This window comes from Asanoa sp. WMMD1127 (assembly GCF_029626225.1).
In the GTDB taxonomy this organism is placed as follows: Bacteria; Actinomycetota; Actinomycetes; order Mycobacteriales; family Micromonosporaceae; genus Asanoa.
The window spans coordinates 576033-588936 of sequence record NZ_JARUBP010000001.1; the positions used below are offsets into that span (position 1 = coordinate 576033).

Consider the following 12904-nt stretch of genomic DNA (forward strand, 5'->3'; position numbering starts at 1 on the left):
TCAGCCGAAGAAGTCGTCGATCGGTACGCGCGCCTCGTCGAACAGCGCCGGCCCCTCGCGCGGAACCCGCGTGGGGTCGGCGACCCGCGCGAGTTCTTTGAACTGCTCGCCCGACAGCGCGAACACGACCCGACCGAGCCCGGACCGATCGATCGCGTACGAGCACATGTCACAGGGTTCGCAGCTGGTGTACATCGTGGTCTGTGCCGCGGTCGCCGCGTCGAGCTCCCGCGCCGCCCACCGAGCGAGCTTCAACTCAGGATGAGCGGTGATGTCCCCGTCCCCGGGCACGGTGTTGTGGTCCTCTGCGAGCACCACCCCGCCGCCCCCCACCAACAACGACCCGAACGGCCGCCCACCAGCCCCAGGCGCCGCCGCCGCGAGCGCGACGGCCCGGCGCAGAAACTCCTCGTCCCGTTGATCCACGATCCCCTTCCTACCTTTTCTCCCGGCTCTGGCGCAATCGCCAGGTGTCGGTCATGGTGGTTATGCTTCGCGTCACCGCGTCTGGGTCGACCAGTTGGTGCAGGTGTAGGCCCGGCACCTCGTCGACGAGCCAGCCGCGCTTCGCCGCTTCGCGGGCCGTCGCGTCGTAGGGCGGACCGAACAGGACGTAACCGTTGGGTCCCTTGTCCCAGCCGGCGGGCACCGGGACCGACTCCTCGTAATAGCTCAACGGCAGTCGCGGCTGTTCCGCGGATACCGCCTCGCGCACCTGTGCGTTCGGGAACATCGGCGCGACATCCGCTTCGTCCCACCACGCTGTCCACTGGGGCAGCCGACCGTCGGTCGCTTTCGGACGAAGAAAGTCGAGAACCTCAGGCGAAGCGACCGGAGTCGAACCGGATATCGCCGGCAACGCCGCATCCACGAAGACGCATCCCCGCACCGGCCGGGCCACCCTCGAGGCGATGACGGGAACGAAGAGCCCGGCATTGCTGTGAGCGACGATGACGATCGGTTGGTCAGCGGGAAGCTGATCGACCGCGTCCGCGACGATCCCCGCGATCCCCGGCCAGAAGGGTGGCCCGGCGGCGGCGACAGTCACCAGAGACGGCAGGGCCGTCACCGCCCCGTGGGCGTCGAGTCTGCACCTGACCGGGTCCCACGTCAGGGGCCCCACCGATGGGCTGTGAACGAGAACGAACGCATGATGCATGAAAGCACCGTCCTGTCTGGCGGGGGCGTGCCGAACATTTGCTGTCGGCGCGGTGTCTGCGGGAGGCTCGTCGGGTGATCGGGGTGCTCGTTGTCGACAACCAGGTCCTTATCCGTGCCGGGCTCGTGGCGTTACTGCGGGCCGCGCCAGGCGTCGAGGTCGTCGGCGAGGCGAGCGATGGCGAGACGGCGGTGGCAATGGCCGCCGCGCTCCGCCCGGACGTGGTCCTGATGGATATCCGCATGCCCGGCGTGGACGGCATCCGGGCCACCGCGCGCATTCTGGCCGCACCGACGGACCGGCCGCCGCGAGTGCTGGTCCTCACGACGTTTGACCTCGATGAGTACGTCTACCACGCCTTGCGGGTCGGCGCATCCGGCTTCCTGCTCAAGGACACACCACCGGAGCGGTTGCTGGCGGCGGTTTCCACTGTGGCCGCGGGCGACATGCTGTTCGCACCGTCGGTGACCCGGCGGCTCATCGAGGCCTACACTCCGCACATCGCCGACCAGCCGCCCCACGCCGAGCTCGACGGACTCACCGCTCGCGAACGTGAGGTGGTGCGGCTGGTCGGTAAAGGTCTGTCCAATGCGGAGATCGCCGGCGCGCTCGTCATCTCCGAGGCCACGGTGAAAACCCACCTCAACCGAGCGATGACCAAACTCGGATTGGCCAACCGGGCGCAGGCGGTCGTGGTCGCCTACGAGACGGGACTGGTGACCCCCCGCGCCCGGCCGATGGACGGCTAGGCGTCCGGTGGATGCGGCTTGGTGCCTTTTTCGGCGTAGAACCTCAACATCGCCCGCAACATCATGAGCGCGAGCACGATCCCGATCACCAACCCGATCGCCGCGAGCACATGGCACGCGGCAGCGCATGCGGCGCCGAAGAACATGCTGAATCCATACCCGATCATCATCACCCAGCCGGCGATGACGAACAGAGCGGCGATCTTCTCGATCGCGAACCAACTGCAGAAGAACAGTTGCAGCGTTTGACAGTCCTTCTTGATGCCCTCGAAGACGTCTCCGAGGTCAGGAAATCCGAGATCGGGCAGGTCGGGCTTCGGCAGAGTGGGCATCGACGGCTTGACGCAGCGGAAGGGGGTCATCGGCAGGCAGACGTCGACCGGTTGGACATCCGGCTGGGTGCCAGCACGCTCGCCGCCCTGGTCACCGATGGTCTCCCTGATCTGGCACCAACCGTCGCAGATCCGTATAGGGCCGATGGCTGGCGGTCCCCCTTTGCCCGGTCCGGTTCCGGGACCCGCGCCCGCACCACCGCGACCGGGGACGTAGCCACCGCCCCCGCCACCGCCGCCACCACGACCGGGCGCTGAGCCGTGGCCAGACCCTTGCTCGGCCGGAGCGCCGTCGGAGTCGCTATCGCATCCGCCACCGTACGACGCGAGCTGCCAACTGCCCCCACCTCCACCGCAGGGCGCCAGACCCGACGGGTCGCTGAGCATGACCGGACTGTTGTTGGCATAGCTGTATCCGTGCCGCTGTTGAGGATCGTCGAGCACCATCGGGTCGGCGGAGACGAACCGTCCCAGCGCCGGGTCGTACTCGCGCGCCCCGAGGTGCGTAAGGCCGGTTGAGGCGTCCTTCGTGCCGCCGACGAAGGTCTTGTCGTCGGGCCAGGTGCCGGTTGTCGTGCCGCGAGCGGTGCCAAAGGGCGTGAATCGGCGTTTCGACAGGGTCTGGCTTGACGTGTCGATGGCGATCTGGGCGGTGTCCTGGTGGTCGGCGGTGAGCACCTGAACCCCGCGGATGCCGCGCACCGCGACCGTGGCGCCGCCGTGGGTGTAGTACCGGGTGCCGTTGGCGACCGAGGCGCCGGTCGGAAGGTGGAGCTCCATGCCGGTGAGGTAGAGCGTCGTGCCGCTCGGGTCGCGACGCACCAGCCGCTGCCCTCCGGGTCCGTAGACGTACGTCGTGGTCCGGCCGCCCTCGGTGACGGTGGTCAGGTCGCCGCCGGCATCCCAGTCGAGGATCTGCGGGGCGCCGCCGACCGTGCGGTTCGTCATGTTGCCGGCAGCGTCGTAGGCGAAGCTGTCAGTTCGTCCGGACTGCGCTACCCGCTCGACCCGGTGTCCTCGATTGGTATAGCTGCGTACGGTGTCCGCCTGCCCGCCCACGCCGTGCAGGATCTCACCGGTTCGGCTGCCGCCCGTGTCGTACGTGTAGCTGTGCCAGTAGGGCGCGGGCCCGCCGACGGCCGCTGGCGAGGGGCTGGGAGCGCAGGCGGTGGTGCCTTGCGTCCACGCCTCCGTCAGCCGCTGGGCGTGGTCGTAGCCGAAGCACTGGTTGTCGGTGCCGCTGCGGGACACGTCCACGATCGAGGTGATGTTGCCCGACGGATCGTAGGCGTAGGTGGCACCGTGGTCGACCCCGGGCACGCCCTCGCGATCGGTGCGGGAGGTGGCCAGCCTGCCCGTCGCGTACTCCCAAGTCAGGGTCTGCCAGGCCTTTCGGGCGCCGGTCAGGAACTCGTACTGCCGGAGCTGTCCGGTGTCGGAGTAGCTGGTGGCGTTGACGTAGGTGGCGAGGTTGCTGGTGAGGCGGGTCGGGCGGCCGAGATCGTCGTAGCTGGCGACGATGTTCTCGGCGGAGAGCCCGCCGGCTTCCGGTTGCCCGGTGGACCGCACGCTGCCGTCCGGGTTATAGGCCGTGGTGAAGGTGTAGCGGCCGGCGAGCGCGCCGAGAGCCGAGGGGATGTCGATGGTCGTCTTGAGTGGACGGTTGGCGTTGTCGAACACGTCCACGCGTGTCGTGTAAGGCTGCCCGCCGACCCAGCGGGTGGCTTCCGTGAGCTGTCCCACGCGCGCGGTGTCCCAGACGAACGAGGTGCGCAGGGGACCCCCCGAGGTGCTCTCCCGGATCTCGGTTGGCCGACCCATCGCGTCATGTCGATAGAAGAGCATCCTTCCGCGGCCGTCGGTCGATGTCACCGGCTGGTCGAGATCGTCGTACGTGTACGTGTTGGTTCCCCGGTCGGGGTCGGACACGCTGATCCGCCTGCCCCGTAGGTCGTTGTCATAGGTCCACGTGGCACCGTCGACGCCCGTCATGGTGTGCACGTTGCCGTCCGGCTGGTAGGTGTAACGCGTCGAGTCGTAGCCGCCGGTCGGTGTCGAACCACGAAAGTGCCGCACCTCGGTGCGTCGCCCCCGTGCGTCGGTCAGGGTCATCGTCGCCGGCGCGCCGTCCGGCGGGTCGACGGCGGTCCAGCCGCCGCCATAGCTCGTCACCGTGCGCCACTTCTCCTGGCTGTCGTTGTTGCCAGCGAGAAGGCGTTCGACCGTCACGCGTCCAAGCCCGTCGTAGGCGTACGTGCGCTGGGACTCCACGGCGCCGGGACTGTCCACCCCGAACAGCGTGGTGGAGGGTATGCCGGGCGCGTAGTAGGTCTCGAAAGCGCGCGCGACGTTGCCGCGACTGTCGTGGAAGGTGTCGGTGAGCAGGCGACCGCCGCCTGGTCCGCTGATCTGCGTCTGCCGCGGTCGCAGGAGTCCGTCATACAGCTCGACGCCTACGCGGGTTCCGCCGTTGGGGCCGAGGGTGGTCGTGGTGACCGCCACGATCTGGCCGTCCGCGAACCGGTAGGAGTACCCGGCGTCGGGCACCGCCGCGCCGGCCCGGCCGGGGGCCCAGAGCTTGGCGATCCGCCCCAGCGCGTCGCGGGTCGCGGTGGTGGTCGCGTTTCCCGCGTCGGTGCTCGACGTGGGTTGCCCCCAGGCGGGATCGATGGTCCGTGCCGCCTTGTGGGGGCCGGCGGCCACCGCGGGACCCTCGGTCACGATGCCGGTGGTCAACCCCGCCGTTTCGATGTAGGTGGTCCGATCGGTGTTGCCCGCGGCGTCGGTGACGGCGGTGGCACGCCCGTACCCGTCGAACATCGTTCGTGCGGTCGGCACGTACGTCGCCGTGGTGCCGTCGTGGGCGGAGACCTCCTCGAGTCGCGTCACGTCACCACGGACCGGCACCGCACCGAAACCGCCGTTGTCGTAGTGCCTGCGGGTGTCCGAGACGAGGTGCCGGGCTCGGTCGGGTGCGACCGCGCAGCGGACGGCGACCGTCTCCTCGCGCGTGGGTAGGCTCAGCAGCCAGGCGGACACGTTGGCGGCGTACGCGGTCCGGATGCACCGGTCGTCGGTGGACGTCGCGACGTCGCCCAGGTCGTCCACCTGCGTCGGCAGACCGGTCCGCGAGTCACGCGCGGTGTCGGTGCGGGTCTGCCGCCACGCTCCGCCGTCCATCGCGCTCCAGGTGCGGACCGATGCGGCGCCGATCAGGTTCGCGGTGGTCGTTCCCCATGAACGGGTACGGATCGCCGTCTGTTGCCGCCAGGGCGTGTTCACCGTCTTCTCATGCACGGTCCCGTTAGGTCCCGTGTAGACGGTGTGCTTGAGCAGGAAGCCAGCGAAAGCCTCGTGGTCGACGTGAGCGCCGCCCTCGCCGTCGGTCACGGTGACCGTGGTGGTCCCACCTCCCGGATTCAACCTGTCACCGTGCATGCCGCGCAGGTAGCGGTACTCCGAACGGCTCCCTGGGCTGCCGATACCGCCAGTCATGACCCTGACGAGGTCGTACCCGCGCCATTGCGACCAGGTCTTGACCCCGGCGCGGCTCAAGCCGTCGTCGTCGTCGTAATGCCAAGCGGCGCCCTCGGGATAGGTGTAGGAGGTGACCATCTCCGGGGAGCGGGCGGTGCGGTCGGAGACGATCACCTGTGTGACGACGTACTTGTGGAACCAGTCGCGAACAGGTCGGTCGGCGCCGGCGGGCTGCCAGTAGGTCGGGAAGCACCGCCGGTCGTTCGACTCCGGCACGGGCAACGATGCCAGGGTGCAGTCCCGGGCCGAGTAACTGACGTCGATCTGGCCGCCGGCCTCGTCGTAGATGGCGCCGAGCCGGTACTTCACGAAGGGCGGGATGTCGTCACCGACCTGGTCGACGCGGTTCATCAGCTGCACGTGGTTGAAAGTGACCTTCGGCAGTGGAACTGACGGGCTGGCGGCCTTGCCGGTCTGCTGGATCGAGGCGAGCAACAGCGCCCGGTCGACGTCGGCGTCTCCCCAGTTGTGGTCCAGCGCCCAGGCATCGACGTCGCGATAGACGCCGTCCGCGCGCAGGATCTGGGTGGTGACGGACGTGAGCCGTAGGCGGGACCAGAACGTCGGAGCGATGTTGCCGGCCCGGGTGCAGCCGGAGACGCAGTTCTGGTCCCACGGCACGTCCGGCCACCGCTCGGGATTCGTCGCGATACGGGACGGAGCGCAGTCGAAGCCGCTGTCGCGGAGGCAGCGTTCCGCGGTGCCGAAGAGCACCTTCGCCGGCGGAGCGGTGAAGAGGTTGGCGGCACGCAAGCCGTACTCGATCCGCAGCAGTTGCCCGTCTCGGACATATTCGGCATCCGCTGACAGGCTCACGTTCCGCCCGTACGCGTTGTTCTGGGTGGAGTAGTAGTAGGTCATCGCGTTGCCGTGCGGGTCGACCACGTAGTCGAGGTTCCACCGCCATGCCTGGGCGCACGAGGACCCCGCGAATCCGGCGGCGTCGTAGCACGGCTCGCCACTGTTGTTGCCGAAGACCGGGACGGTCCACGCCGAGTTGGTCGTTCCTTTGCCGGTCGACCAGCCCGGCAGCCGGTGCCGACCGAAGAAGTACTGGGTGCCGTCGACCGCGGTCGCCTTCCAGTACTCGCCGTCGTTGTCACCGTTGCCGATGCCGGCGTCGGTGAGGTGTTCGAAGCGGGTGCCGTCGTCCTGGCGCAGCCGCCAGGTGCCGTCGGCGGCGCGAATCAGCTCGCCGCCCTTTCCGCCCCAGGCCACCGTGGCGTTGTCGTACGCCCAGCAGAGATCTCCAGGTTTGACGCCGTTGGACGGCGGCGCGCCGTCGTCGGCGCAGCCCTTGTAGCGCCGCTCGATGTAGCCGACTGACAGGTCGAAGCCCTCGCCCACCCAGGACGGCTGGTTGTTGGTGTTGGAGGTGCGCCCGTCCAGCGACGCCGACGAGTAGGAGATGGCGAGGTCAGGGTCGAGTCCGCCTGGAACGGGTGGCACCCGGAACGGATAGGACCAGGTGAAGTCGCCCGAGCCACGACCCGCCGACCAGGTCGCGGACGGCGCCAGTGGCGTGGCACGGAAGTCACCCTTGTCGCCCGCGGCACCGGCGACCGCTGCCAGCACCGCGGTCGTGCCAGCCCGCACATCAGCCACCAACGCGGTATCCGCCGCGTCGTTGACGGCCGGCACAGGTGAAACAGTCCGGCAGTCCGCCCGCTCCGGAGTGGACAACGCGCACGCCGGAAGGCGGACCAGGCGCAACCGTGAGCCGTAGGAGCCGCCGTACGCGGCGGCGAAACGCGCGTAGTCGACCCGCACTCGCGTTGCGGCGGCGCCATCGACGGTGAAGACGACGCCGCTAACGCCGGCGCGCTGGGCGACCGCTCGGTCCGACACCCGGACCCGCGCACCGCCGGAGGCGGTCACGCCTGCGTCGGAGGTCGGCCAGCGCGGCACCCGGACGGTGTCGTCGCGGGCGGGATCGGGCGTACGGGGCCGAACTTTCACCGGTCGCCCCGCGACGGGCGCACGGTCGGCGACCAGCGCGGGCCGGTCCTGGCCGGGCTCCGGTGCCGCCTTGGCGGGAGTCGCCACGAGCAGCGTCGCCACGAGATTGGCGGCTACCGCGCCGGTCAGCCACTGACGAGGGATAGGCATTCGCATCACAGTCCTCCCGGACGGTCGACTCGCGTGGCGCGCGCTCAGAACGGAGAATCGGAGGGAATCTCGGTGAAGCCGGCCAAGGTCTGGACCTGTTCCGGGCTCAACACGCCGGAAAACGCCCAGACGTCGTCGATCACACCCGGCCAGAACTCGTGCCAGGCGCCGCCGGTCTTCGCCCGGCCCAGCTGCAAAGCCTTGGTGGCGTCGAAGCCGACGGTGTTCCACCGGGTGGAGACCCGGTCGGTGGTCTCCTCGAGGGTCCCGTTGACATAGAGGCGCAGGGTGTCAGCGAGCGCGTCGTAGACGACCGCGAGGTGATCCCATTGCGACTGCCATCGGTAGGCGGAATGGTCGACCGTCTGGGCCACGGCCTCAGCACTGTCCATCGAGGGCATCTCGGCTTGCCAGCCGCCGACGCCGCCCGCGACGGATGGCGCGTAGCGGACAATGAAGCCGCTGTTCGTGACGCCTTCCTGGGAGAAGACGGCTGCTTTGCCGATCGGGGCGGTCGCCGCCGTCGCCCAGCCCGCGACGGTGAAGCTGTGTCCGGTGGCGACGACGGGTCCGGCCGTGGCGGCGAAGTCGCCGGAGCCGTCGAGCACGACGCCGCCCGGTGGGCTACCCAGCCAGCCGGCGTCGGCATCCACCCGGGCGTCACCGCCGAGGCTCAGTGGTCGGCCGTTGCCCGAGTCGTCGGCCCCGTCGACGTTGAGCTTCCAACGAGACACCAACACCGGGTGCTGCCGGCGCAGGTCGGCGACCTCTTCGCTGGTCAGGATGCGGTCGAAGACGCGTACGTCGTCAATGTCTCCCGGGAAGAACTCGTTCTTGGCGCTGTTGTAGCGGGCGCGTCCGATGGCCAGGGCGCCGGTCGAGGTCCAGGCGGACGAGAACGTCTTCTCCTGCTGGAGCACACCGTCGACGTAGAGCCGGGACTGGTCGGTGACAGCGTCATGGACGCCGACCAGATGCGTCCAGACTCCGACCGTCGGTGCGGCGGTCGACAGGGTGCGCACGGAGGAGCCGGGGGCGTCGGCGTTCCAGAGGCTGAAGCCCCAGCGGTTGTCGGCCTTGACGTAATGGAGGTAGAAGGCGCTGACGGCGGTGCCGTCCTGGCTGACGATGGTGGCAAAGCCATTGGTGTTCGCGAGCTTCGCCCACGCGGACACCGCGAAGGACTGGCTCGTGTCGATGACGGGACCAGCCGTTTCCGCGTAACCGCTGCTGCCGTTGCCCCGAAGCGCGGTGCCGACCTGGCCGTCGATGCCGAGGATGGCGCCTGGGTTGATCCGGCTGGTAACCGGCGCGGTTCCCGGGCGGACGTCGGCGGTCACCGTGGCGACGCCGGCTGGTTCGTCGAGTCGCCAGTGCGCCCGCGGCGCGCTGCCCGACCTGGCCCGGAACAGATATGTGGTCGGTGCGCTGGAGTTGCCCGCGGCGTCCAGGGCGGCGACGTAGAGGAAGTTGACACCTGCTCGGCTCGGGGCGAGCGGCACCGTCACCGATCCCCCGGCAGTCGCGGGGCGGTGTTCAGCGGCCGGCGAGTCGTTCATGTTCACCCGGTACCGGGTGACGTCGGCGCTCGGGGTGCTGAACGTGAACGCCCCGTAGCGGCCGACTCCGTCGATCCACGGATCGTCGGGGTTATCGGGATTCGACGGAGGATAGGCGGTGGAGGTGACCGACGGCGAGGACGGCGCCGCCGCGTCGTATGCGAACCAGCAGCTCGTCGCCCCGCCGGTGTAGCTCCACGGGCTCCATTGGTAGCCGTCCCACGTGCGCACCTCCCAGCGAAGCTCGTTCTTCCCGATGATCGACGAGGGAGCTGTCACTTGGAACGTCGACCCGGTCGTCTTGGGACCGATTTGCGCCGAGGTCCACTTGCCACCGTTCCAGGTGACCGAGAACTGGGCGTAGAGCTTGGCCGCCGAGCCCGAGTCGGCGTCGTGCAGCACGGCGTAGAGCGTGGGAAGCCGGTTGACCGTCGGCGTTTTGGTCCAATCGACACACGCGCCCCCGGGGCTCATCGAGAGGTTCTTCATCACCGGCTGCGGCGGCGGCGTGTTGTATTCCACGCGCAGATTGGTGTCCGCGGCAAACCGTTTCCACCAGCCCATCGTGCTCTCCGAATAGGCGCGCAGGCCGAAGGTGATCTCGGTGGCGCCGCGCCCCACCGCCGCGCGCAGGACGTCGCGTAACCCGTTCCCACCGAATTCGACAGGGGTACGGGCGCAGTAGGCCACATCGCGCGACGCGAGGTGGGTGAGCCAGTTGTCACCAGTCGTGTTCCAGTTCGACGATGTGCTGAATCCGCCCGTGTGCCAGAGCTGCACCACCGACGGATCCGAACAGTCGTAGGCGTGCGTCTCGTAGGCGATGAACTCCGCCGAGATGATGTGCTTGCCGGCGAAGGCACCGATCGGCAACCGATAAAACAGCCGCTTCTTCTGGTCCTTGACGCACGCACCGTCGAACTGCACGTCGCAGAGCCCGACGCCTTCGGTGCCGGTGAAGTTGTAGCGGGTGGTCGTCGGGTACCCGCTGGAGACCATCAGGTTCGCCGACTCTCCGACGGTTTTCCACACGGGGTCGATGTGCAGGGGAAATCGCGTGCCCCCGGCGGTGAGCAGCGCGGTGTCCGGCACCAGGGTGATCTGCCCGGCGCGGGCATCGACACCGACTCGGGACAGCGTAGCGCCGGCGGCGGGCATGTCGACGGCTTCGGCCGCCGCGGGTGGGGTGTCCCACATCAGCGGCGGGGGCGCCTCGAAGATCGGCGCACGGCTCCGCGCGTCGCTGATCCGCAGCGCGCCGGAGGCCTCCTGTTCGAGCGCCAGCGATGGCGCGTCCACGGCGATGCGCAGTCGGGCCAGAGCCGGCTGGCGGGCAGCCGACGACGACGCGACCACCAGGACGTGGGAGAAGCCGTCGGCATGCGCCCGTAGCCGCAGGTCCACGCCGGGCAGGACACCGGCGTAGCTGGCCGTGTCGCCGTCCACGGTGGGCGCTGGCAGTGGCGTCGGCCAGGACAGTGCCATGGTCCGCCCCGCCCGGCTCATCCGAGCGAACGGCCCGGCACCGCCGGCGGAGAACCACAGGCCGGCGGTGGACGCCTTGGGGACGAGTCCGCCGTCACGGCGCACCAACGTCGGGTCGACCGCGGCCCAACGACCGTCCGTACGAGCCCGCACCGGCCGGCTGTGTTGCACCATCTCGAAACGGCCGGACGGCAACGCGTATACCTCCTGCGACTCTCCTCGCATGGACGCCACCTCGACCCGCGCGCCGGTCGCGCGCGCTCGGGCGGTGGCGGCCGTCTCCGTCAGCTCCATCGCGGCGGCCGCTGGTCCCGCCGCGGCGGTCGCCGGCCTTGGATCCACCGCGGCGACCGCCGCGCGCGGCAACGCGATCGAGGAGGCGCCCGCCAGCATGGAAAGCGCCCCGACCACGCTCAGGAAACGTCGCACTGTCATGCCACGAGCCATCATGTCCCCCGCTCTTCGTCCGGATTCCGACGCCGGCAGCTGGCTCACGGTAGGCGGCGCACAGGCCGTCAGGCGTCCAGCGGTCGCCGTAACTACGACTGCTATTTCCGCGGTAGTGCCGGGGCCTTCTCAACCGCCGGTGGTATGGCGATGTGCCACACGGCAACGATCCCGCGCCAGTCCATTGTGGAGGTGCCGAGCAGCAGCCGACGTCAACGACGGCTTTGGCGCACATACCAGCTGTGCCCCTGGTCAGGCCGCGCATCGTCCGGGTCGCCGACATAGAGCGGACCGCGGATGCGAACGACGACTCCCATCGTGTAGACGTCGCCGATCGCCGACCAGGCGCTGATGATCAGCCCGAACAGCACCACCACGCCGGCCGGGGTGACCGCGACGACCGGCAGTCCCAGGAGTGGCAGGATCACCAGAGGCGCGGCGATGACGGCCAGGAACGCCGGCCGGGGCAGATACCAGCCCGGAGCGGTGACATAGACCCGCCAGCCATGTCGCCTGACCACCGGACGCGCGCCGGTGATCCACCACAGCGCCGCGACGTGCACGGCCCTGTGCGCGAGAAGTGCGACTACCGGTGTGATCAGCAGGCCGGCGTACAGCGCAGTCGGCGTGCCGGGTGGGACCCCCGTCGTCCAGTTCGCCGGGCGGACGAGCGCGGCGAGCTGGACGAGGACCGCGGTCGACCCGATCCCCCACGGCAGCGCCAGCAACGACAGGATGCGCTGTACCCGCGCGTTGCCGCGCGCGGACAGTGTTCCCCCCAGCGCGAATCCGTCGGGCAGCGTTCGGGTCGCGTGCACAGTGGGCTTCCGGTCAGAAGCCGATGGCCTGGCGAAGGAGCAGGACGGTGCGGCGCTCGGGGCGGGAGGGCCTGGTGCTGTCGTAGACGGTTTCGGGTTCCGCGTTGAGCACGAGGACACGGTTGACCGCGCTGGGTCGGCCGTAGACGGACAACGCACGAGCGTTCTCGAGGGGCAGCGCGTGCTCCTCGAGCCGGCGAAGCGCGGCGGCCAGGTCGGGTACCACCTTCTGCGCCCCCACGATCCAGATCGCGCCGGCGGCGCCACCGGCATAGGCGGGCAGTTGGCTTCCGCTCGCCGACGCGGCCACCAGAGAGCCTGTTTCGGTGACCGCGGCGACACTGCCCACCACCACGTCGGGGCTGGCGAGCAGCCGCCGGATGTCGTCGGACTGGGTGGCCCGGTCCATGGCCAGGACGCGTGGCTTGACGGCGTCGTACCGTACGCCCGTGTTGAGGTCCTCGTCGATCCCGGACAGCCGCAGCGTCTCGCTGGAGGAGGTGAACACGCGCGCACCGGCCGGAATGAGCTCCTTGACGCGGGTACGCGCGGCGGCGACATCGTCGAGGATCTCGGCGCCGAAGCCGTTCGCCCGCAGTGCGGCGGCGGCCCGCTCGAGCCGTTCCGCCGATGCCGCTTCGGCGTACGTGTCGGTGTACCCGGCCTGCAGCGCCTCGATCTCGACGCGGTCGGCGATAATGTCGTTCAT

The 12904-nt window shown here is 69.5% G+C and carries 7 protein-coding genes; 1 reads left to right on the forward strand and 6 read right to left on the reverse strand.

The features are described 5' to 3' along the window. Positions 1 to 426, reverse strand: coding sequence for a nucleoside deaminase (locus O7635_RS02890; RefSeq protein WP_278078838.1), 426 nt, complete (start codon positions 424 to 426; stop codon positions 1 to 3). A gap of 10 nt (positions 427 to 436) precedes the next feature. After that, positions 437 to 1159, reverse strand: coding sequence for an alpha/beta hydrolase (locus tag O7635_RS02895; RefSeq protein ID WP_278078839.1), 723 nt, complete (start codon positions 1157 to 1159; stop codon positions 437 to 439). Between the two features lie 74 nt (positions 1160 to 1233). On the opposite strand from O7635_RS02895, the gene O7635_RS02900 reads away from it, so the two are divergent. Further along, entirely contained in the window at positions 1234 to 1908 is a 675-nt protein-coding gene (locus O7635_RS02900; RefSeq protein ID WP_278078840.1) for a response regulator transcription factor, read from the forward strand. Here O7635_RS02900 and O7635_RS02905 read toward each other — a convergent pair. The 4 genes from O7635_RS02905 to O7635_RS02920 all read right to left on the reverse strand — a co-directional run bounded on the left by O7635_RS02905 (position 1905) and on the right by O7635_RS02920 (position 12904). Beyond that, the gene (locus O7635_RS02905) at positions 1905 to 7886 is read right to left on the reverse strand and encodes an RHS repeat-associated core domain-containing protein (protein ID WP_278078841.1); all 5982 of its coding nucleotides are present in this window, start codon (positions 7884 to 7886) and stop codon (positions 1905 to 1907) included. The genes O7635_RS02900 and O7635_RS02905 overlap by 4 nt on opposite strands. Before the next feature lie 44 nt (positions 7887 to 7930). Continuing rightward, the gene (locus O7635_RS02910; RefSeq protein ID WP_278078842.1) at positions 7931 to 11365 is read right to left on the reverse strand and encodes a LamG domain-containing protein; all 3435 of its coding nucleotides are present in this window, start codon (positions 11363 to 11365) and stop codon (positions 7931 to 7933) included. 224 nt (positions 11366 to 11589) lie between these two features. Next, the gene (locus O7635_RS02915) at positions 11590 to 12195 is read right to left on the reverse strand and encodes a DUF3267 domain-containing protein (protein ID WP_278078843.1); all 606 of its coding nucleotides are present in this window, start codon (positions 12193 to 12195) and stop codon (positions 11590 to 11592) included. Between the two features lie 13 nt (positions 12196 to 12208). Continuing rightward, positions 12209 to 12904, reverse strand: a complete 696-nt coding sequence (locus O7635_RS02920; RefSeq protein ID WP_278078844.1) for an LUD domain-containing protein — start codon at positions 12902 to 12904, stop codon at positions 12209 to 12211.